The sequence below is a fragment of the Pseudomonas sp. B28(2017) genome (assembly GCF_002113025.1).
Taxonomy (GTDB): Bacteria; Pseudomonadota; Gammaproteobacteria; order Pseudomonadales; family Pseudomonadaceae; genus Aquipseudomonas.
Genome location: NZ_NEJH01000012.1, coordinates 49,659 through 70,850, shown reverse-complemented (window position 1 = coordinate 70,850; position 21,192 = coordinate 49,659). Strand labels below are relative to the sequence as shown.

Here is a 21,192-nt window from a genome sequence, read left to right as displayed (position 1 = left end):
GTCAGTGACTGATGAATGATTGGAGCGCAGGCAATGCCTGGCCAGACCGTGCGCGTCGCTCGCTTGAGGGGATCAAAACGTGCGCGCTGAAAAAAGTCTGAGTCTAGGAGCTGGAACGCCCCCGCGTAACCGGCAAAGCTACCTTATTGACCAGTGGCAGTCCAGCCGACGGACAGGGGCTGGCACTTCGCCACAACTCAAGGCATGCTAGCCGCCCTTCGGGCGTCCGGCTTATAGTGCACGTCGCGCCAGTCCAGCCAAACCGCAGGATTACAGCTTGTCCAATGTCCCCCCGCCTCTGCCTTCCAGTGCGCCGGCCACTGCGCCCGGCGCTCCCCTGCGCGGGACTTTGAAGGGCACCTTGGCGACACTCGTACTTTTGCTGCTGGCCCTGCTGTTCTGGCAGTTGCTCGACCAGTTGCGGGAAACCCAGAAGAACCAGCGTCAGTACACCATCGACTACACCGCCGATCTGGCCGCGCAGGTCAGCCTGAACATGGCACTCAACGCGCAGATCGCCCTCAACCTGTTGCCGATCGTCGAACAACCGCAGGACGCCGATGAACTGCAGGCCCTGTTGCGCAAGCTGCAACAGTCGCTGCCCGATCTGCGCAGCCTGGCTTTGCTCAGCCCCTCGGGAAGAGTCATCAGTGACAGCGCTCCCGACAGCGATGACAGCGACTACCTGGGTGAACTGGTACGCCGCAGCCACGTCCAGGCACACTACTTCAGCAATGCCACCGACGGTTCCGTGGTGCATCTATTGTTGCATCAGGCCAGCGGCAGCTCCCGAGGCTATTGGGTCTTGCGCCTGCCCCCCACCTTCTTTTCGTCCTTGACCAAGCAAAGCGAGGCCGGGGACCGTCCGTTGTGGCTGGTGGAAAACCGCATCAATCATCAGATCGTCAGCCGTGACGAAGCGTTGCCCTCGGTCAACCCGGGGACGCTGACCGCCGACGACATCGCCAACAGCGTGCTGACGGTTCCGCTGAGCAGCAGCGATTGGCAATTGCGCGGCTTGTTCGACCGTCAGCGCGTGCTGGAGGAACTGCTGCCGGCGTTCATCGGCAAATGCCTGCTGGGCCTGGCACTTTCCATGCTGCCGTTTCTTGCCTTGCTGAACATGCGCCGACGTCAGCGCCAATTGAATGAAGGCCGCCGGCGTTATCAGGACATTTTCGAAGGCACCGGCGTGGCTTTGTGCGTGCTCGACATGTCGGGGCTCAAGGTCTTTTTCGACAAGGCACAACTGCAGGGCAGCGAGCAACTGCAAGCATGGCTGGCGATCCCGGAGCAACGCCGGCAATTGCTGAAGGAACTGCGGATTACCGAGGTCAACCAGGTCGCGCTGCAACTGCTTAATGTCGATAGCACCGACAACGCCTGGAAACTGCTGGTCGACAGCAATCCGCAGGACGGCACCGCCATCGGTAACCAGGTGCTCGACGCGCTGCTCAACCGGCAGCAACAGCTTGAGCTGGAAATCAAGCACCAGGACGCCAGCGGTCGCGACCAGCACCTGTGGCTGGTGCTGCGTCTGCCGCAACCCCCGGACGACTATGACGCGGTGATCCTGAGCATCACCGACATCACCAGCCGCAAGCTCATCGAACTGTCATTGCAGGAGCGCGAAGGGTTCTGGTCGGACGTGGTGCGCACGGTGCCGGATCACCTGTATGTGCAGGATGTGATCAGCCAGCGCATGATCTTCAGCAACCACCACCTGGGCCAGACCCTGGGTTACAGCCGCACCGAACTGCAGCAGATGGGCGAATATTTCTGGGAAATCCTCCTGCACCCCGAAGACGCCGACTACTACCATCGCTCACGCCAGGTCCAGCGCCAGGCCGGTTATCGCCAATTGATGCAGTGCCAGTTGCGCTTCCGCCATCGAGACGGCCAGTGGCGACGCTTCGAGATTCGCGAACAGGCACTGGCGCGGGACAAGGACGATCAGGTCACGCGGATCATCGGCGTGGCCAAGGACATCACCGACCAGATCGAAGCCAGCGAATCGCTGCGCGACAGCGAGCAGCGCTACCGGATGCTCGCCGAAAGCATCAGCGACGTGATTTTCTCCACCGACAGCCGCCTTAACCTCAACTACGTCAGCCCTTCGGTGCAAGCCGTGCTGGGCTACGACGTCGAGTGGATTTTCCAGAACGGCTGGCAATCGACCATTGCCAACCCGCAACAACTGACCGGTATCTACCACCTGATGGACCGGGTCAGCAAAGCGCTGGATCAGCCGGACCAACTGGCTCTATTACGCAGCCAGGTGCAAACCCAACTGTTCCTGTTCGATTGTCTGCGGGCCGACGGGCGCAAGATCCCGATCGAACTGCGCCTGGTATTGGTCTGGGACGAGCACGGTACGTTCGAAGGCGTGCTCGGCGTCGGCCGCGACATCAGCCAGCAACGCCGGGCCGAAAAAGACTTGCGCATGGCCGCCACGGTATTCGAACACTCGACCTCGGCGATCCTGATCACCGACCCGGCCGGCTACATCGTCCAGGCCAACGAAGCCTTCAGCCGTGTCAGCGGTTATGCCGTGGAGCAGGTCCTCGACCAGTTGCCGAACATGCTGACCGTCGACGAGCAGCAGGAAACCCATCTGCGTTATGTGCTCAAGCAATTGGGCCAGCACAGCACCTGGGAAGGCGAAGTCTGGCTCAAGCGCCGCAACGGCGAGCACTACCCGGCCTGGGTCGGGATCACCGCCGTACTCGACGACGAAGGCGACCTGGCCAGTTATGTGTGCTTCTTCAGCGACATCAGCGAGCGCAAGGCCAGCGAGCAGCGGATTCACCGCCTCGCCTACTACGATGCCCTGACCCACCTGCCCAACCGCACACTGTTCCAGGATCGCCTGCACACGGCACTGCAATCGGCCGAACGACAGAAGTCGTGGGTGGTGCTGATGTTCCTCGATCTTGATCGCTTCAAGCCGATCAACGACTCCCTGGGCCACGCCGCCGGCGACCGCATGCTCAAGGAAATGGCCGCGCGCCTGCTCGGTTGCGTCGACGATGACGACACCGTGGCGCGCATGGGCGGTGACGAATTCACCTTGCTTCTGCAACCGCGAGCCAACCGTGAAATTGCCCTGAACCGGGCCATTCATGTGGCCGAACAGATTCTCGCCAGCCTGGTGAAACCGTTTGTGCTCGAAGGCCGTGAGTTCTTCGTCACGGCCAGTATCGGCATCGCCCTGAGCCCGCAGGACGGCAACGAACTCAGCCAGTTGATGAAGAATGCCGACACAGCGATGTACCACGCCAAGGAGCGTGGCAAGAACAACTTCCAGTTCTATCAGGCAGACATGAACGCCAGTGCGCTGGAACGCCTGGAGCTGGAAAGCGACTTGCGCCATGCCCTGGAGCAGAATGAATTCGTACTGTATTACCAACCGCAGTTCAGCGGAGACGGCAAGCGCCTGACCGGTGCCGAGGCACTGTTGCGCTGGCGCCACCCACGCCGCGGGCTGGTGCCACCGGGGGATTTCATTCCAGTGCTGGAAGAGCTCGGGCTGGTCGTGGATGTCGGCGACTGGGTGATCAGCGAAGCCTGCCGCCAGCTCAAGGCCTGGCATCAGGCCAGGGTACGGGTGCCGAAGGTGTCGGTGAACATCTCGGCGCGGCAGTTCTCCGACGGGCAACTCGGCACGCGGATCGCCACCATCCTCAAAGAAACCGGTCTGCCACCGGCGTGCCTGGAACTGGAACTCACCGAAAGTATCCTGATGCGCGAAGTCAGCGAGGCGATGCAGATCCTCGATGGCCTGAAAAACCTCGGCCTGAGCATTGCGGTCGACGATTTCGGTACCGGTTACTCATCGCTCAACTACCTCAAGCAGTTCCCGATCGACGTACTGAAAATCGACCGCACCTTCGTCGACGGCCTGCCGTCGGGTGAACAGGATGCGCAGATCGCCCGGGCGATCATTGCCATGGCCCACAGCCTGAACCTGGCGGTGATCGCCGAAGGCGTGGAAACCCACGAGCAGCTTGATTTCCTGAGAGAGCACGGTTGCGACGAGGTGCAGGGTTACCTGTTTGGCCACCCGATGCCGGCAGGCCGGTTCGAAGGGCAGTTCAGCAATGATGCACTGTTCATGTTTGACTGAAATTTTGCAGTGAGACTGTAGGCCTAATCGCTGGCAAGCCAGCGATTAGGCCTGCACAGATGCCGCATATCAGTCATGAAGCCCACTTGTCTGCGACATGATGCCGTTTCATATGCCATCTAAAACCCATTGGGTTAGAATGCCCCCCTTTTCCGCCCCCGATCCTTGAGGACCGCCATGTTCAGCCGTGATTTGACTATTGCCAAGTACGACGCCGATCTCTTTGCCGCCATGGAGCAAGAAGCTCAGCGCCAGGAAGAGCACATTGAGCTGATCGCTTCGGAAAACTACACCAGCCCTGCGGTGATGGAAGCTCAAGGCTCGGTCTTGACCAACAAGTACGCCGAAGGCTATCCGGGCAAGCGCTACTACGGTGGCTGCGAGTACGTAGACGTTGTTGAGCAACTGGCCATCGACCGCGCCAAAGAGCTGTTCGGTGCCGACTACGCCAACGTTCAGCCGCACGCTGGCTCGCAAGCCAACAGCGCCGTTTACCTGGCCCTGCTGTCGGCTGGCGACACCATCCTGGGCATGAGCCTGGCCCACGGCGGTCACCTGACCCACGGTGCCAGCGTTTCGTCTTCGGGCAAGCTGTACAACGCCATCCAGTACGGCATCGACGCCAACGGTCTGATCGACTACGACGAAGTCGAGCGCCTGGCGGTCGAGCACAAGCCGAAAATGATCGTGGCCGGTTTCTCTGCCTACTCGCAGGTTCTGGATTTCCCACGCTTCCGCGCTATCGCCGACAAGGTCGGTGCTTACCTGTTCGTCGACATGGCCCACGTGGCCGGTCTGGTTGCCGCGGGTGTCTACCCGAACCCGGTTCCATTCGCCGACGTCGTGACCACCACCACTCACAAGACCCTGCGCGGTCCACGTGGCGGCCTGATCCTGGCTCGCGCCAACGCCGACATCGAGAAGAAGCTGAACTCCGCGGTATTCCCGGGCGCCCAGGGCGGCCCACTGGAGCACGTGATCGCGGCCAAGGCGATCTGCTTCAAGGAAGCGCTGCAGCCTGAGTTCAAGGCTTACCAGCAACAAGTGGTGAAGAACGCCCAGGCCATGGCCGGCGTGTTCATCGAGCGCGGCTTCGACGTGGTGTCGGGCGGTACTCAGAACCACCTGTTCCTGCTGTCGCTGATCAAGCAGGAAATCTCCGGTAAAGACGCCGATGCCGCTCTGGGCAAAGCGTTCATCACCGTGAACAAGAACTCCGTGCCAAACGACCCACGCTCCCCGTTCGTCACCTCCGGCCTGCGCTTCGGCACTCCGGCTGTGACCACTCGCGGCTTCAAGGAAGCAGAGTGCAAGGAACTGGCCGGCTGGATCTGCGACATCCTGGCTGACCTGAACAACGAAGCGGTGATCGATGCCGTTCGTGAAAAGGTCAAGGCTATCTGCAAGAAGCTGCCGGTATACGGCGCTTAATCAGCCCCGCTTAACCGCAGTCATGAGAAACCGGCCAGAGATGGCCGGTTTTTTTTCGCCCGTGAAATGCTTCTGTAGGAGCGAGCTTGCTCGCGATGATTTCAATGATGATGCGTTGAACCAGCAAGCACTCGTTATCGTTGACGGCCCTCGCGAGCAAGTTCGCTCCTACAGGATCAGCACAACTGGTAAGACCGGTCATGCCAATTTTCTAATTTTTACTTGCGAACATCTAAAAATAGCGCCTAGACTGCGCCTGCACTGGACATACCGGTAAGACCACAATAATTAAGTCCCGAAGTCGATGCGCCTTGCGCACGGCAGCCAGGACACCGACCAGGATTCCTCCCATGCTCAGATGGTGCTCGCGTTCAATCTTCCTCCAAGTGGTTCTCGGACTGGTGCTCGGCATCGTCTGCGGGCTGACCCTTCCCGAATACTCCGCTCAGCTCAAACCGCTCGGTGACGGTTTTATCAAGCTGATCAAAATGCTCATCGGCCTGATTGTGTTCTGCGTGGTGGTCAGCGGCATCAGCGGTGCCGGCGACCTGAAAAAGGTCGGGCGCATCGGCCTCAAATCAGTGATCTACTTTGAAGTGCTGACCACCATCGCCCTGGTGATCGGCCTGGTGTTCGCCTTCAGCACCGGCATCGGCAGCGGCGCGAACATTCACCTGGAACAGCTTTCCGCTGCCGACATGGGCGACATTGCCCAACGTGGCCAGCACATGCACACCACCACACAGTTCCTGATGGACTTGATTCCGACTTCGGTGATCGGTGCCTTTGCCGATAACAATATCCTGCAGGTCCTGCTGTTTTCAGTGTTGTTCGGCAGTGCACTGAATCTGGTGGGCGAGGCGGCTTCGGGTATTTCGCGGCTGATCAATGAGCTCAGCCACGTGATCTTCCGCATCATGGGCATGATCGTGCGACTGGCACCGATCGGTGTATTTGGCGCGATCGCCTTCACCACCAGCAAATATGGCCTGGACTCGCTGCAACACCTGGGCAGCCTGGTCGGTTTGTTCTACCTGACCTGCGTGGCCTTCGTTGCCCTGATTCTCGGCCTGGTGATGCGCCTCTCCGGCTTGAAGATGTGGCCATTGCTCAAGTACCTGCGCGAAGAACTATTGATTGTCCTGGGCACCGCTTCATCCGATGCCGTGCTGCCGCAAATCATGCGCAAGCTCGAGCATCTGGGCATCGGTAGTTCGACAGTCGGCCTGGTGATTCCAACGGGTTACTCGTTCAACCTCGACGGTTTCTCGATCTACCTGACCCTGGCCATTGTGTTCATCGCCAACGCCACCGGCACGCCGCTGGCCATGACCGACCTGCTGACGATTCTGCTGGTATCGTTGATCACCTCCAAGGGTGCCCACGGTATTCCGGGCTCGGCGCTGGTGATTCTGGCGGCCACCCTTACCGCCATTCCGGCGATTCCAGTGGTGGGTCTGGTGCTGGTGCTGGCCGTGGACTGGTTCATGGGCATCGGCCGGGCACTGACCAACCTGATCGGCAACTGTGTGGCGACCGTCGCCATCGCACGCTGGGAAAAGGACATCGATGTGCAGCGGGCGAACAAGGTACTTTCCGGTCAGACGGGTTATACCTTCCAGCCGCGAAAACCGGTTGCTCAAGCGGCAGCCAAAGAATTCTGAATGACCGCCGTGCCTGCCGACCCGCAGGCACGGCTCACGGAGCGAACAAGTGATTACCTCATCAACCGTCGTCAACTCAGTGGTAGAAAAACTTCGGGCCGCTTTGGCCAGGGGGCAGTGGCGCTCCGGCGACATGTTGCCGGGCCAGCGTGAACTGGCCGAACAACTGGGCATCAGCCGCCCGAGCCTGCGCGAAGCGGTGATCGTGCTGGAAACCCTCGGCCTCGTGCGTTCAATGCCGGGTAAAGGCGTTGTGGTGCTCGACGCGCAACTCAGCGACAACGCAAGCCATGACAGCGCCGTGGCCGGAGCCAGCCTCGAAGATGTGCTGCAACTGCGCTACACCCTGGAACCGTTCATCGTCGGCCTCGTGGCGCAGTCCATCAGCAGCAAGGAAGTCGGGCAACTGCGCCTGACCCTGATGGACATGCGCGAAGCCCTGGAGGCTGGCGATAGTGAAGCCGGAGTCAGCGCTTATATCGCCTTCCACGAGGAGTTGTTCACCTTGACCTCGAACCCGATCTTCCAGAGCGTGGTCCAGCAAACCAGCAATGCCCTCAAGCAAAGCGCCGAAGTGTTGCGCAACTCCCCGGAGCATCTGGCTGAACGCCTTGAAGAAAACGAAGCCGTGGTGCGGGCGATCCGCAGCAAGAACAGCGCCCAGGCCAGTGCCGAGATGCGTCGGCACATTTTGCGCGAAGGCCAGCGCATGGGCATCGAACTGAACATCCCGGAAGACAACCTCGGCAGTTGAACCCTCTTCGAACTGGAGATTGGCCATGATCGGCTTCGCCTCGCCACAAACACTCGTTACCCTGCCCATCCGCCCTTCGGTGGATGATCTGTATTCGCGGATCCTCGATGCCATTTTCGAACAGCGCATCCATTCGGCCAGCCGCTTCACGGAAGAAAGCCTGGCGCAGATGTTCGGTGTTCGACGCAACGATGTGCGTGATGTGCTGACGCGACTGTCCCATCAGCAAATCATCCTCCTTCGAGTCAACCATCGTCCCCGCGTCGCCGAACTTGATGCCGAGCAGACCCGGCAGACACTGCATGCCCGGCGGTTGACCGAGACCATGCTGGTACGGCTGGCGTGTCAGCGACCCTGCGCGCAAGACCTGAAACGCCTGCGTGCCTTGATCGAAAGCGAACGCCAATGCAAGGAACGTGGTCCATCGATTCGGTTATCGGGGGCGTTTCACTTGCAACTGGCCGAAATGGCGGGAAATGCACCGCTGGTGCATTTTCTTGGCAGCCTGGTGCCTCTGACCTCATTGGCGATTGCGCAGTTTGACGCCCAGACAGATGATTATTGCGGCTGGCAGGAGCACATACAGATTGTCGATGCGGTGGAGCGTGGGGATATTGTGTTGGCCGAAATGTTGATGAACCGGCATCTGGATCATCTTGAGGAGGTACTGCTGAACTCTGGATCAGTAGTCAGCCATAATCGTGTTGCCGGATAAATTGCCATCGCGAGCAGGCTCGCTCCCACAAGGGACCGCATTTCAAATGTGGGAGCGAGCCTGCTCGCGATGGCGGCATCAGGCCCGCTGAAAATGTTGGAGCTTACTCCGCCGCCACCTGCGCAAACCCCTCACGAATTTTCTCTTCCGGTAGCTCATCGGCAATGAACACGATAACGCTTTCGCGGGTTTCATCGTCGGCCCATTCGGTATCCCAGTCGAATCCATAAAGCTTCAAGACGCCCTGGAACACCATGCGACGCGGTTCGCCAAGGATGTTCAACACACCTTTGTAGCGCAGCAACTGCTTGCCATGCTCCTCCAGCAGCTCGTTCATGAACTCGCTGAGTCTGTCGATATCCAGCGGCCTTTCGGTGCGCAGCACCAGGCTGGAAATGCGGTCGACGGACGGAGCCTGGCTGACTGGTCGCAAACTCACCGCACCACCGAGGTCGGCGTTGAGATTGAAACCGCGCACGTCGAGCAACTCCGCCAGGTCGATCTTGCCGTGGTCGACCACGCGGATCGGCGCGCGACGGTTGATGCGGGTCAGGCGCTCGCTCAACGCGGTGAAGGTCGGCTCGTCCACCAGATCGCGCTTGCTCACCAGCAGGCGGTCGGCGAAACCGATCTGCGCCTGGGCGATGGTCTGGGTCAGGTGCAGGTCGGCATGTGCCGCATCGACCAGCGTGATGATGCCGTCGAGGATATAGCGCTCGCGCAATTCTTCGTCGATGAAAAAGGTTTGCGCCACGGGCGCCGGGTCGGCCAGGCCAGTGCACTCGATCACCAGGCGGTCGAAGGCGATGTCGCCCTGGTCCAGACGCTCTAGCAGCAGATAAAGCGCTTTGGTCAGGTCCGTATGGATGGTGCAGCAGACGCAGCCATTGGACAACGTCATCACTTGCACCGGTTCATCGCCCAACAACTGGGTGTCGATACCGGCGTCGCTGAATTCGTTCTCGATCACGGCGATTTTCAGGCCGTGCTCGGCTTTGAGCAGGTGACGCAACAGGGTGGTCTTGCCAGCGCCGAGGAAGCCGCTGAGGATCGTGACCGGGATGGGAGAGGACAAGTGTGATTCTCCTGCTTCATACAATAAAAAGTGAACACAAAACAAATGTGGGAGCGAGCCTGCTCGCGAAGGGGCCGTCAGCTTCAACAGTTATGTTGACTGATACAGCGCCATCGCGAGCAGGCTCGCTCCCACAGGTATTGCTATTAATCCGACAACCGGATCAACAGCACTTCGGCCCACCCTTGCCACCGTAACGGGCTTCCTGACGCTCCCGAAAGAACATCTCATAGCTCATCACCGGTTTGTCCGGGTGTTTGGTCTGCATATGCTCGACGTAGTTGTCGTAGTCGGGCATGCCGACCATCAGGCGCGCAGCCTGACCGAGGTATTTACCGAGGCGACTCAGGTCATTGAACATGGTGCAAATCCTCGATCACGCTTCCGGCAGCGCCTGGAATGGCGATTCTTTATCCGTACGCTCCTTGCTGCCCCAGGCGGAAATGCCGACCTTGAGCGCATAGAACAGGATGCTGAACACCACGAACAGGAACAGCGCGGTCAGCGTTGCGTTGGTGTAGGCGTTGAAGATCACGTGCTGCATCTGGTCGATGCTCTTGGCCGGGGCCAGCACCTGACCGGAGGCCAGCGCATCGCTGTATTTCTTGGCCAGGGCCAGGAAGCCGATCGCCGGGTTGGCATCGAACAGCTTGATGAAGCCGGCGGTGGTGGTGCAGACCAGCAGCCACACGGCTGGCAGCATGGTGACCCAAACGTAGCGCTGGCGCTTCATCTTGATCAGTACCACGGTGCCGAGCATCAGCGCGATACCGGCCAGCATCTGGTTGGAGATACCGAACAGCGGCCACAGGGTGTTGATGCCGCCCAGCGGGTCGATCACCCCTTGGTACAGCAACCAGCCCCACATGGCCACGCAACCGGCGGTGGCAACGAAGTTGGCAGCCCAGGATTCGGTGCGTTTCAGCGCAGGCACGAAGGAACCGAGCAGGTCCTGGAGCATGAAGCGCCCGGCACGGGTACCGGCGTCGACTGCAGTGAGGATGAACAGCGCTTCGAACAGGATCGCGAAGTGGTACCAGAACGCCATGGTATTTTCACCCGGCAGCACACTGTGCAGGATCTGCGCGATCCCCACCGCCAGGGTCGGCGCACCGCCGGCACGGGCCAGGATGGTGGTCTCACCGATGTCGTGGGCCACCGCTTGCAGGGCTTCCGGGGTAATCGCGAAGCCCCAGTTGCTGACCGCTTGCGCCACCGCCACCACATCACCGCCGACCACGGCAGCCGGGCTGTTCATGGCGAAGTACACGCCAGGCTCGATCACCGACGCGGCGACCATGGCCATGATGGCCACGAACGATTCCATCAGCATGCCGCCGTAGCCGATGTAACGGGCGTTGACCTCGTTATCGAGCAGTTTCGGTGTAGTTCCGGAGGAGATCAGCGCATGGAAGCCCGAGACCGCGCCACAGGCGATGGTGATGAACAGGAACGGGAACAGACCGCCCTTCCATACCGGGCCGGTGCCGTCGACGAACTGGGTCAGTGCCGGCATCTTCAGCTCCGGCATGGTGATCAGGATGCCGATCGCCAACCCGACAATGGTGCCGATTTTCAGGAACGTAGAGAGGTAGTCGCGTGGCGCCAGGATCAGCCACACCGGCAACGAGGCGGCCACGAAACCGTAACCGATCAGCATCCAGGTAATCTGCACACCGGTGAAGGAAAAGGCCTTGGCCCACACCGGGTCCGCGGCAATCTGCCCGCCCAGCCAGATCGAACCGAGCAGCAACAGCACGCCGATCACCGAGATTTCACCGATGCGACCGGGGCGGATGTAGCGCATGTAGATGCCCATGAACATCGCGATCGGGATGGTCGCCATCACTGTGAAAATGCCCCACGGGCTTTCGGCCAGCGCCTTCACCACGATCAGCGCCAGCACTGCGAGGATGATGATCATGATCAGGAAGCAGCCGAACAGTGCGATGGTGCCGGGGATACGGCCCATTTCTTCACGGACCATATCGCCCAGGGACCGGCCGTTACGGCGGGTGGACATGAACAGGACCATGAAGTCCTGCACCGCACCGGCCAGCACCACGCCGGCGATCAGCCACAGCGTGCCGGGCAGGTAGCCCATCTGCGCTGCCAGCACCGGGCCGACCAGCGGCCCCGCGCCGGCAATGGCCGCGAAGTGGTGACCAAAAAGAATGTGTTTGTTGGTCGGAACGTAGTCCAGACCGTCATTATTGAGCACAGCGGGAGTGGCCCGTCGCGCATCGAGTTGCATGACATTGCTAGCGATGAACAGACTGTAGTAGCGATAGGCGACCAGATAGATGGCCACGGCAGCGACCACAATCCACAAGGCGTTGATTGCCTCGCCTCGGCGCAATGCCACGACACCCAAGGCACACGCACCTACGATTGCCAGCAGCAGCCAAGGCAGATGGCGTAGCGGGCTATTATTATTTTTCATTTTATTATTCCAGCCAGAGTGGACAAGAAAGACAGCCACCCCGAGTTTAGCGCTCCTGACGACAAAGGCCATACCCCGACATTGGTCTGGACACCGGCACGCGCTGGCAGCCTTGGATCATGCGGGTCTATAGTCAGCGTACATTTCCGAGGATCGCGCCATGAGCGAGCCCCCTGCCGAACGTCGCCGCTTCAAACGTATTGCGTTCGATGCCCGAACCGAGCTGAGTCAGGGTGAGTCCACCTGGCCGGTGAAGTTGCTTGATCTGTCGCTCAAGGGGTTACTGATCAAGCGACCTGACCCGTGGTTGGGCAATCCGCAGCAGGATTTTCTGGTCAACATACATCTGAGCGAAGAGGCCGACATCACCATGGACGTGCAACTGGCCCACGACGACCATGGCCAACTCGGCTTTGTTTGCCTGCACATCAGTCTGGAGTCTATTGAACGCCTGCGGCGGTTGATCGAGCTCAACCTGGCTGAACCGCAGGAGCTGGAACGAGAATTGGGTGCACTGATCGAAGTCTGACGACCAGACAAACATCCAATGTGAGAGCGAGCCTGCTCGCGAAGAGGACATCACATTCAACATTGATGCTGTCTGTCATACCGCCTTCGCGAGCAGGCTCGCTCCCACTAGGTCCATGTTTCGTCAGCAACTATTCGAACAACGCATCCAGCGCCTGCTCCAGACGCGTAACGGCAATGATCTGCAACCCTGCCGGCGCCTCTTTCGGTGCATTGCCCTTGGGCACGATGGCCCGCTTGAAGCCGTGCTTGGCCGCTTCTTTCAAGCGCTCCTGACCGCTCGGCACCGGACGCACCTCCCCGGACAGCCCGACTTCCCCGAACACCAGCAGATCGTGGGGCAACGGCCGGTTGCGCAAACTGGACATCACCGCCGCCATCAACGCCAGGTCGGACGCCGTTTCCAGCACCTTGACCCCACCGACCACGTTGAGGAACACATCCTGATCGTGGGTCGGAATGCCACCATGACGGTGCAGCACTGCCAGCAACATCGCCAGCCGGTTCTGATCCAGCCCCAGCGTGACCCGACGCGGGTTGGCAAGGTGACTGTCGTCCACCAGCGCCTGAACCTCCACCAGCATAGGCCGCGTACCTTCCCATGTTGCCATCACCACACTGCCCGGGACTTCTTCCTGGGCGCGGGTCAAAAAAATCGCCGACGGATTGGAGACTTCTTTCAGGCCCTTGTCGGTCATGCCGAACACACCCAATTCATTGACGGCACCGAAGCGGTTCTTCACCGCCCGCAGCAGACGCAGGCGCCCATCGGACTCGCCTTCGAAATACAGCACCGTGTCGACCATGTGCTCCAGCACCCTAGGGCCAGCCAACGCGCCTTCCTTGGTGACGTGGCCCACCAGGAAAATCGCCGTACCGCTCTGTTTGGCATAACGCACCAGCAACGCCGCGCTTTCACGCACCTGGGATACACCACCCGGCGCCGATTGCAGTTGCTCGGTAAAGATCGTCTGAATCGAGTCGATCACCATCACCCTGGGCTTTTCCTGACGGGCCGTGGCAATGATGGCTTCGATGCAGGTTTCGGTCATGACCCGCAGTTGATCCTGAGGCAACCCCAGGCGCCGTGCACGCATGGCCACTTGCTGCTGGGACTCTTCACCGGTGACGTACAGCGCCGGCATGCTCTTGGCTAGGTTGCACAGGGTTTGCAACAGAATGGTCGACTTGCCGATGCCGGGGTCGCCACCGATCAGCACCACCGAGCCATCCACCAGGCCGCCACCCAGAACCCGGTCGAGCTCGCCGGAAGCGGTGGAGAAACGCGGAATTTCTTCGACACTGACTTCGGCCAGGGTCTTGATCTGCGCCTGCTGGCCAGCCCAGCCGGTACGACCGCTGGGGGCGGCTGCCCCGCCACTTTCCACCATGGTTTCGGTGAGCGTGTTCCACGCCCCGCACTCAGCGCACTGGCCGGCCCATTTGGGGAAAGTTGAGCCGCACTCGGTGCAGCCGTACATGCGCTTGGCCTTGGCCATCGGAACTCCCGGAAAAAAACGCGATGATAGCTCAGCCAAGGCGCTCGAGTGCGGCCGGAAACTGCGCAACCCTTTTGATGATTTCAAATGGCCTCATTAAGTTCTGGCATATTGAGATACACACTCGACAAATTCTTGTATAAGTTTTTTTTGCACAACATGGCCAAAAAACCTAGAAAAACACTCTACCGTGCGACTTGAAAACTTATACAAATATTATTAACTCATACACTTAATGCACAACTCCGAAAACACCCACACAAACGCAGCACTAACCGAGAGAAACATACATTTATTACACACCCAAAACTAACGAAACAGTTCATACCACTGCAACTGCAACCAGATTCAATAAAGCATCCTGACACTAACTACCCGATCAACTTTAACGTCCCGATTCAGGGATATTCTCTAAACCTTGACTCCTCATACAGACGACGCCATTTCGCAAAAAAACGTCATATACGAACTCCGCAGAAGACCTGACCGTCCCTCAGATGAGATCAATCGGTGAGTGTTTCAACACCACCCGGGTCGATTGCCGGCAAGCACAAGAGGCGGTTGATGCGAGCAGGATGCGATTTGCTGATTTACACTGCGTTCATCAACCTCATCTGTAACAAGGAAATAACCTATGGGCGTGCTAAACGAGTTCAAGGCCTTCGCGGTCAAAGGCAACGTGGTCGACATGGCCGTCGGCATCATTATTGGTGCGGCCTTCGGCAAGATCGTTACGTCGTTTGTCGGTGACCTGGTCATGCCGCCAATCGGGATGCTGATCGGTGGCGTGGACTTCAGTGATCTGGCCATAACGCTCAAGGCAGCAGAAGGCGCTACTCCGGCGGTGGTGCTGGCCTATGGCAAATTCATCCAGACCGTCATCGACTTCGTCATCGTCGCCTTTGCGATTTTCATGGGCGTCAAGGCCATCAACCGCCTGAAGCGCGAAGAGGCCGTGGCCCCCAGCCTGCCGCCGGTTCCAACCAAGGAAGAAGAGTTGCTGGGCGAGATCCGCGACTTGCTCAAGGCCCAGAACAATCGACCTTGACGGCATTAGCGAAAAAACGGCGCCTTAGGGGCGCCGTTTTTTTTACCAGAAGTTTTCCACTGCCACCTGGCCGGGTCGCCGACTGAGGCTCAAGTGCATGTCCCGCTGTTTAAGCAGTTTGCGCGTGTCATCGATCATCTGCGGATTGCCGCACAGCATGACCCGTGAATGCTCAGGCGCCAGCGCAACACCCGCGACGCGCTCCAGTTCGCCGTTTTCAATCAGCGTGGTGATCCGCCCGTTCAATGCGCCGGGATGCTGTTCACGAGTGACCGTGGTGATGAATTGCAGTTTGTGTGCATACTCTGCCAGGTACTCACGTTGCGTCAGCCCTGCGATCAGATCCAGATAAGCCAGTTCCCGTGCTTCGCGAACGCTGTAGACCAGGATGATCCGCTCGAATCTCTCCCAGACTTCGAAGTCCTGGAGTATCGACAGGAACGGCGCCAGGCCCGTGCCTGTGGATAACAACCACAGATCGCGCCCATCGACAAAGCGGTCCAGCGTCAGGTAGCCGAAAGCCTGGCGGTCTACCAGCAATGCATCGTCGACGCCCAGGCGGCTCAATTCGCTGGTGAACTCACCGCCCGGTACGACAATGGAAAAGAACTCGAGGAACTCGTCAAAGGGCGAGGACACCATGGAGTAGGCGCGCCATACCGTGCTGCCGTCAGCCTTGGTGACGCCCAATCGGGCAAACTGCCCCGCCCGAAAACGAAACCCTGCATCCCGAGTAGCGCGCAGGGTAAACAGGTTCGGAGTCAACGGATGCACCTCGAACAAGGTCTGACGCGTAAATTTTTCTTCACTGACGGACATGGAAGGCTCCAATCAAAAGACCCCCCCAGTGTCCCGCAAAGAAAGCAGCATAAACACCGACAGTTTGTAGTGGCATTAATCTGCACAAGTGACTTTCACTAAATGTGACATACAACGCAGGATATAAAATGACATATGGCATTTTACAATTCATCGATTGCCTAAGAACCTGAAATACACTTTTCCATCAGTCAAAAGAGCAAAATTGTCGCACCCTCTCCACAGGAACTGTCCTACACTCGTGACGGGCCAAATCTGGGATCCAACATTGCGCCCAAGGACACACTTATGGAGATCAATGTATGGAGATCTGGAAGGAGTCTCAGCTTAAGCAATTGGCGCATACACAAGAGATCAATACTGCTTATCGAGTCGCGCTCAATTTCGCCAGGAACCTTGGATATAAATTCTTTGGCTTTTCAATTACTTCAAACTCCGTCGGAGTCGACGCCAGTACGGTGAACCTGAACAATTTCCCCCATGAGTGGAATATTCAATATGAAAAAAGCAACGCCACGCAAATAGACCCAGTAGTAGCTCATTGCAGTCATTCATTGTTGCCTGTCCTCTGGAGCGAAGAGCTTTTTTCCAGGACGCCATGGCTATGGCAGTTGTTGCAGCAACAAGGTTTGCAGCATGGCTGGTCCCAGGCGATCCACGATGAGGAAACAGGCCTGCGCAGTATTCTCAGCATGGCCAGGAGCCATTGCCCGATTTCAGCCTATGAGCTGTACGAGAATCTTGGTTTCTCGGTTTTCATCAGCCGCCACTTGCACGCTCTGGCGATCGCAATGCAACCGAAAATACCGACTCCCCCTCAGGGTCCCCCCTTGTCACGACGGGAGCTCGAAGTATTGAAGCTGTCGGCCGATGGCAAGACGGCCTTTGAGATTTCCAGGATCCTCAATTTGAGTGAACGCACAGTCAACTTTCATGTGCACAGGGCTATCGAGAAGCTTGGCGTCAATAACAAGATTGCGGCAGTCATCGCCGCGACACGTTCCGGCGCCATCTGAAAGCGCCCGACTGCGGGAAAACCCGCGAGTAATCCAAGGTAAAAAAACGTACCATTTGCGATCCTTCTTGAGTGTTGACGTGTAGTCCTGTGCACTCGGACGGCTCCGCCCGCTCCAACGCCTTAGGGCAGCGGGACATTCGTTGATTACCCAGAGCCCTGCCCCATGCCTTTGCTCGAAACACCCTTCGCCAGCCTCGACCTGATCCGCCAGCCCGAACAGCAGAACGAACCACTGCAAGCTTTCGACGCGGCCGATGAATACCTGCTCAATCATCTGGCCGAACAGCAACCGGTGCCAGACACCCGGGTATTGGTCCTTAATGACAGTTTCGGCGCGTTAGCGGCCAGCCTGGCGGGTAAGGTGCGGGTGGTCAGCAGCGGTGATTCGTTTCTGGCCTTCCAGGGCCTGGAAAAGAACCTCGTGCGCAACGGCCTGGCGTTTGATGCAGTACCGGGCGTCCCCGCCAGCGAGGCCCCTGTCGGGCCGTTCGACTGCGTGCTGATCCGCGTACCGAAAACCCTGGCGCTGCTGGAAGAACAACTGATACGCCTGCAAGGCCAACTGGCACCCGGCGCACAAGTGGTTGCCGCGGCCATGATCAAACACCTGCCCCGGGCGGCGGGCGACTTGCTGGAGCGTTACATCGGCCCCGTACAAGCCTCGTTGGCCGTGAAGAAGGCGCGACTATTGATTGCCGCGGCTCAAGACAAAACGCCAGCTGTATCGCCTTACCCGACACGATACAGACTCGACGAACCGGCTATCGAACTGCTCAACCATGCCAATGTGTTTTGCCGCGAAGGCCTGGACATCGGCACCCGGGCGTTTTTGCCACACCTGCCGAAAAACCTCGGCTCGGCGCAGGTCGCCGATCTCGGTTGCGGCAACGGCGTTCTGGCCATCGCCAGCGCCCTGCAAAACCCCGAGGCCCACTACACGCTGGTGGACGAATCTTTCATGGCCGTGCAATCGGCCTCTGAAAACTGGCGTGCAGCGTTGGGCGAACGGGAAGTGACCGTGCGTGCCGGCGACGGCCTGGCCGGCCAGGAACCGCAATCGCTTGACGTCGTGCTGTGCAATCCACCGTTTCACCAGCAACAAGTGGTGGGCGACTTCCTGGCCTGGCGGATGTTCCAGCAGGCGCGCGAATCGCTGGTGGTGGGCGGCGCGCTGTACATCGTCGGCAATCGTCACCTGGGCTACCACAGCAAGCTGGCGCGATTGTTCCGTGGTGTCGAGCAAGTGGCAGCCAATCCGAAGTTCGTGATCCTCAAGGCGCGCAAGTAACAGGCAAAAAAAACCCTCCGGTCGGAGGGTTGTAAATCCGTGCCTTGAGGCTACGGGGAGATGTCAGTGCGTGGTCAGGCCGGCCGCGTTCATGAACAGACGCATCAGGCTGGCGACGATGAACAAAGCGCCCACGCTGCCGACCCAGATCAGTGCTAACCAGCCGAGCCGCTGCCACAGCGGCTTTTTTTCGGCTTCTTCAATGTCGTGCAGGGAATGTTTGGCGGCCATAACGTCAATCCTCTTCAAGATCGGTGGCGGCGTTCCGACGCCATCGTCGGAACGCCGCCCGGAGCAAGCTCGCTCCTACTAATTCGTGGTGTAGAGGGCTAGTGATAGCCGTGTTCATGAGTGACCTTGCCGCGGAACACGTAGTAGCTCCAGAAGGTGTAGCCCAGAATGAACGGGATGATGAACAGCGTGCCCACCAGCATGAAGCCCTGGCTTTGCGGCGGCGCGGCGGCATCCCAGATCGAGATCGACGGCGGGATGATGTTCGGCCACAGGCTGATGCCCAACCCGCTGTAACCGAGGAAGATCAGCACCAGGGTCAGCAGGAACGGTGTGTAGTGCGCGTTGCGGGCCACGGCGCGGATCAGGCCGTACATCGTCACCAGCACCAGAATCGGCACCGGCATGAACCAGAACAGATTCGGCATGGTGAACCAGCGTGCGGCGATTTCTGCGTGGGCCAACGGGGTCCAGATGCTGACGACGCCGATCACCGCCAGCAGCACGAAGGCCAATGGCCTTGCCAGGTCATGCATCTGTTCCTGCAACTTGCCTTCGGTCTTCATGATCAGCCAGGTGCAACCGAGCAACGCATAGGCCACCACCAGCGCCGCACCACAGAACATCGTGAACGGTGTCAGCCAGTCCAGTGAACCACCGGCGAACTGTCGGTTGACCACCGGTAGCCCATCGATGAACGCGCCGAGCGCAACGCCCTGGAAGAACGTCGCAGTGATCGAGCCGCCGATGAACGCCTTGTCCCACAGGTGGCGCTTGTCATCCCTGGCCTTGAAGCGGAACTCGAAGGCCACACCGCGGAAGATCAACCCGATCAACATCAGAATCAGCGGCAGGTACAACGCCGAGAGCACCACCGAATAGGCCAGCGGAAACGCGCCGAACAACGCCGCGCCACCCAACACCAGCCAGGTCTCGTTGCCGTCCCAGACCGGGGCGACGGTGTTCATCATCACATCGCGATCGGTCTTGCCCGGAATGAACGGGAAGAGAATGCCGATGCCCAGGTCAAAACCGTCCATGACCACGTACATCATGATGCCGAAGATGATGATCACGGCCCAGATCAGCGGAAGATCAATACCCATGATTCAAATCTCCTTGGTCAGGCTGTGGTCGGCATCGGCGTGATCGTCGTCGGCTGCGGACAACGGACGGGCCGGTGTGCGTTTCTGGCCGGGGCCGCCGTCGTTGGTTTCCTTGCCTTCGTCGATCTTCGGCCCCTTGCGCACCAGGCGCATCATGTAGCCAAGACCGGCGCCAAACAGCGCGAAATAAACCACGACAAACAGGATCAGGGTGATGCTCAACTGCATGAAGCTATGGTTGGACGACGCATCCGCCGTACGCATCAGGCCGTAGACCACCCACGGCTGACGGCCGATTTCCGTGGTGAACCAGCCGGCGAGGAGCGCGATCAGGCCTGACGGCCCCATCCACAACGCCAGGTACAGGAACGGCCGCGAGGTGTACAGGGTGTCACGCTTGCGTAGCCACAGGCTCCACAGCCCGGTGAAGATCATCAGGAAGCCCAGGCCCACCATGATCCGGAACGACCAGAACACAATGGTCGAGTTTGGCCGGTCTTCGGGTGGGAACTCCTTGAGCGCCGGTACTTGCTTGTCCAGGGAATGCGTGAGGATCAGGCTACCCAGGTACGGGATTTCGACGGCGAACCTGGTTTTTTCCTCCTTCATGTCCGGCCAGCCGAACAGGATCAACGGGGTCGCCTCGTTGCCTTTGTTTTCCCAGTGCCCCTCGATCGCGGCAATTTTCGCCGGCTGATGCTCCAGCGTGTTGAGGCCGTGGAAGTCACCGATGACCGCCTGGATCGGCGCCACGATCAATGCCATCCACATCGCCATCGAGAGCATTTTGCGGATCGCCGGGTTGTCCTTGCCGCGCAGCAAATGCCAGGCCGCGGAGGAACCGACGAAGAAGGCCGTGGCAACAAACGCCGCCGTGGCCATGTGCATCAGGCGATAGGGGAACGAGGGGTTGAAGATAATCGCCAGCCAGTCGGTGGGGATGACCTGACCGTTGACGATCTCGAAGCCCTGCGGGGTCTGCATCCAGCTGTTGGAGGCGAGAATCCAGAAGGTCGAGATCAGCGTACCGATAGCGACCATCACGGTGGCGAAGAAGTGCAGGCCACGCCCGACCTTGTTCCAGCCAAACAGCATGACGCCGAGGAACCCGGCCTCGAGGAAGAACGCCGTAAGCACTTCATAGGTCAGCAACGGCCCGGTCACGGAACCCGCGAAGTCCGAGAAGCGGCTCCAGTTGGTGCCGAACTGATAGGCCATTACCAGACCGGAAACCACCCCCATGCCGAAGTTGACGGCAAAGATCTTCGACCAGAAATGGTAGAGGTCACGGTAGGTGTCGTTATGGGTTTTCAGCCAGAGGCCTTCGAGTACCGCCAGGTAACTCGCCAGGCCGATGGTGATGGCCGGAAACAGGATGTGGAACGAGATGGTGAACGCGAACTGAATTCGGGCGAGATCAAGTGCCTCTAAACCGAACATAAGTCTT

The 21,192-nt window shown here is 59.2% G+C and carries 17 protein-coding genes; 9 read left to right on the top strand and 8 right to left on the bottom strand.

Annotated elements, in window-relative coordinates; all coding sequences use genetic code 11:
• Nucleotides 1-277: 277 nt before the first annotated feature.
• The 5 genes from CAF65_RS23570 to CAF65_RS23550 all read left to right on the top strand — a co-directional run bounded on the left by CAF65_RS23570 (nucleotide 278) and on the right by CAF65_RS23550 (nucleotide 8,690).
• Nucleotides 278-4,126: a bifunctional diguanylate cyclase/phosphodiesterase gene (locus CAF65_RS23570; RefSeq protein ID WP_085718429.1), complete on the top strand. Its 3,849-nt coding sequence runs from the start codon at nucleotides 278-280 to the stop codon at nucleotides 4,124-4,126.
• Nucleotides 4,127-4,303: 177 nt separating this feature from the next.
• The gene (gene glyA, locus CAF65_RS23565) at nucleotides 4,304-5,557 is read left to right on the top strand and encodes a serine hydroxymethyltransferase (RefSeq protein WP_085718428.1); all 1,254 of its coding nucleotides are present in this window, start codon (nucleotides 4,304-4,306) and stop codon (nucleotides 5,555-5,557) included.
• Nucleotides 5,558-5,907: 350 nt separating this feature from the next.
• On the top strand, nucleotides 5,908-7,221 hold the full coding sequence (locus CAF65_RS23560; RefSeq protein ID WP_085718427.1) for a C4-dicarboxylate transporter DctA: 1,314 nt from the start codon (nucleotides 5,908-5,910) through the stop codon (nucleotides 7,219-7,221).
• 49 nt (nucleotides 7,222-7,270) lie between these two features.
• Nucleotides 7,271-7,975, top strand: a complete 705-nt coding sequence (locus CAF65_RS23555) for a FadR/GntR family transcriptional regulator (protein WP_057400500.1) — start codon at nucleotides 7,271-7,273, stop codon at nucleotides 7,973-7,975.
• 25 nt (nucleotides 7,976-8,000) lie between these two features.
• Complete coding sequence (locus CAF65_RS23550) at nucleotides 8,001-8,690, top strand: GntR family transcriptional regulator (protein ID WP_085718426.1); 690 nt, start codon at nucleotides 8,001-8,003, stop codon at nucleotides 8,688-8,690.
• A gap of 103 nt (nucleotides 8,691-8,793) precedes the next feature.
• Here CAF65_RS23550 and yjiA read toward each other — a convergent pair whose 3' ends face one another.
• The 3 genes from yjiA to CAF65_RS23535 all read right to left on the bottom strand — a co-directional run bounded on the left by yjiA (nucleotide 8,794) and on the right by CAF65_RS23535 (nucleotide 12,208).
• The gene (yjiA, locus tag CAF65_RS23545) at nucleotides 8,794-9,765 is read right to left on the bottom strand and encodes a GTPase (protein ID WP_085718425.1); all 972 of its coding nucleotides are present in this window, start codon (nucleotides 9,763-9,765) and stop codon (nucleotides 8,794-8,796) included.
• 163 nt (nucleotides 9,766-9,928) lie between these two features.
• Entirely contained in the window at nucleotides 9,929-10,126 is a 198-nt protein-coding gene (locus CAF65_RS23540) for a YbdD/YjiX family protein (RefSeq protein ID WP_007895266.1), read from the bottom strand.
• Nucleotides 10,127-10,141: 15 nt separating this feature from the next.
• Nucleotides 10,142-12,208 (bottom strand): carbon starvation CstA family protein, encoded by a 2,067-nt coding sequence (locus CAF65_RS23535; protein ID WP_085718424.1) that lies wholly within the window; start codon nucleotides 12,206-12,208, stop codon nucleotides 10,142-10,144.
• A 160-nt stretch (nucleotides 12,209-12,368) separates the two neighbouring features.
• Here CAF65_RS23535 and CAF65_RS23530 point away from each other — a divergent pair, with 160 nt between their 5' ends.
• The gene (locus tag CAF65_RS23530; protein ID WP_085718423.1) at nucleotides 12,369-12,737 is read left to right on the top strand and encodes a PilZ domain-containing protein; all 369 of its coding nucleotides are present in this window, start codon (nucleotides 12,369-12,371) and stop codon (nucleotides 12,735-12,737) included.
• A gap of 130 nt (nucleotides 12,738-12,867) precedes the next feature.
• Here the strand turns inward: CAF65_RS23530 and radA are convergent, their stop codons facing one another.
• Complete coding sequence (gene radA, locus CAF65_RS23525) at nucleotides 12,868-14,235, bottom strand: DNA repair protein RadA (RefSeq protein ID WP_085718422.1); 1,368 nt, start codon at nucleotides 14,233-14,235, stop codon at nucleotides 12,868-12,870.
• Between the two features lie 634 nt (nucleotides 14,236-14,869).
• On the opposite strand from radA, the gene mscL reads away from it, so the two are divergent.
• Entirely contained in the window at nucleotides 14,870-15,283 is a 414-nt protein-coding gene (gene mscL / locus CAF65_RS23520) for a large-conductance mechanosensitive channel protein MscL (RefSeq protein WP_085718421.1), read from the top strand.
• Between the two features lie 42 nt (nucleotides 15,284-15,325).
• Here the strand turns inward: mscL and CAF65_RS23515 are convergent, their stop codons facing one another.
• Entirely contained in the window at nucleotides 15,326-16,102 is a 777-nt protein-coding gene (locus tag CAF65_RS23515; RefSeq protein ID WP_085718420.1) for a ferredoxin--NADP reductase, read from the bottom strand.
• Between the two features lie 302 nt (nucleotides 16,103-16,404).
• Between CAF65_RS23515 and CAF65_RS23510 the strand changes: the two genes are divergently transcribed.
• Nucleotides 16,405-17,118 (top strand): autoinducer binding domain-containing protein, encoded by a 714-nt coding sequence (locus CAF65_RS23510; RefSeq protein ID WP_085718419.1) that lies wholly within the window; start codon nucleotides 16,405-16,407, stop codon nucleotides 17,116-17,118.
• 165 nt (nucleotides 17,119-17,283) lie between these two features.
• Nucleotides 17,284-18,408, top strand: coding sequence for a methyltransferase (locus tag CAF65_RS23505; protein ID WP_085718418.1), 1,125 nt, complete (start codon nucleotides 17,284-17,286; stop codon nucleotides 18,406-18,408).
• Between the two features lie 63 nt (nucleotides 18,409-18,471).
• On the opposite strand, the gene CAF65_RS23500 is transcribed toward CAF65_RS23505, so the two are convergent.
• The 3 genes from CAF65_RS23500 to CAF65_RS23490 form a co-directional block, all read right to left on the bottom strand.
• Nucleotides 18,472-18,639: a DUF2474 domain-containing protein gene (locus tag CAF65_RS23500; protein ID WP_007975773.1), complete on the bottom strand. Its 168-nt coding sequence runs from the start codon at nucleotides 18,637-18,639 to the stop codon at nucleotides 18,472-18,474.
• A 98-nt stretch (nucleotides 18,640-18,737) separates the two neighbouring features.
• On the bottom strand, nucleotides 18,738-19,745 hold the full coding sequence (gene cydB, locus CAF65_RS23495; RefSeq protein WP_085718417.1) for a cytochrome d ubiquinol oxidase subunit II: 1,008 nt from the start codon (nucleotides 19,743-19,745) through the stop codon (nucleotides 18,738-18,740).
• Between the two features lie 3 nt (nucleotides 19,746-19,748).
• Nucleotides 19,749-21,185 (bottom strand): cytochrome ubiquinol oxidase subunit I, encoded by a 1,437-nt coding sequence (locus CAF65_RS23490; RefSeq protein ID WP_085718416.1) that lies wholly within the window; start codon nucleotides 21,183-21,185, stop codon nucleotides 19,749-19,751.
• Between the last annotated feature and the right edge of the window lie 7 nt (nucleotides 21,186-21,192).

Excerpts from the sequence above, each read along its gene's own strand:
- CAF65_RS23560 (WP_085718427.1), top strand. The coding sequence starts at position 5,908 with ATGCTCAGATGGTGCTCGCGTTCAATCTTCCTCCAAGTGGTTCTCGGA.
- CAF65_RS23505 (WP_085718418.1), top strand. The coding sequence starts at position 17,284 with ATGCCTTTGCTCGAAACACCCTTCGCCAGCCTCGACCTGATCCGCCAG.
- CAF65_RS23515 (WP_085718420.1), bottom strand. The coding sequence starts at position 16,102 with ATGTCCGTCAGTGAAGAAAAATTTACGCGTCAGACCTTGTTCGAGGTG.
- CAF65_RS23550 (WP_085718426.1), top strand. The coding sequence starts at position 8,001 with ATGATCGGCTTCGCCTCGCCACAAACACTCGTTACCCTGCCCATCCGC.
- CAF65_RS23540 (WP_007895266.1), bottom strand. The coding sequence starts at position 10,126 with ATGTTCAATGACCTGAGTCGCCTCGGTAAATACCTCGGTCAGGCTGCG.
- CAF65_RS23500 (WP_007975773.1), bottom strand. The coding sequence starts at position 18,639 with ATGGCCGCCAAACATTCCCTGCACGACATTGAAGAAGCCGAAAAAAAG.
- CAF65_RS23530 (WP_085718423.1), top strand. The coding sequence starts at position 12,369 with ATGAGCGAGCCCCCTGCCGAACGTCGCCGCTTCAAACGTATTGCGTTC.
- cydB (WP_085718417.1), bottom strand. The coding sequence starts at position 19,745 with ATGGGTATTGATCTTCCGCTGATCTGGGCCGTGATCATCATCTTCGGC.
- CAF65_RS23490 (WP_085718416.1), bottom strand. The coding sequence starts at position 21,185 with ATGTTCGGTTTAGAGGCACTTGATCTCGCCCGAATTCAGTTCGCGTTC.
- mscL (WP_085718421.1), top strand. The coding sequence starts at position 14,870 with ATGGGCGTGCTAAACGAGTTCAAGGCCTTCGCGGTCAAAGGCAACGTG.
- CAF65_RS23510 (WP_085718419.1), top strand. The coding sequence starts at position 16,405 with ATGGAGATCTGGAAGGAGTCTCAGCTTAAGCAATTGGCGCATACACAA.
- glyA (WP_085718428.1), top strand. The coding sequence starts at position 4,304 with ATGTTCAGCCGTGATTTGACTATTGCCAAGTACGACGCCGATCTCTTT.
- CAF65_RS23535 (WP_085718424.1), bottom strand. The coding sequence starts at position 12,208 with ATGAAAAATAATAATAGCCCGCTACGCCATCTGCCTTGGCTGCTGCTG.
- radA (WP_085718422.1), bottom strand. The coding sequence starts at position 14,235 with ATGGCCAAGGCCAAGCGCATGTACGGCTGCACCGAGTGCGGCTCAACT.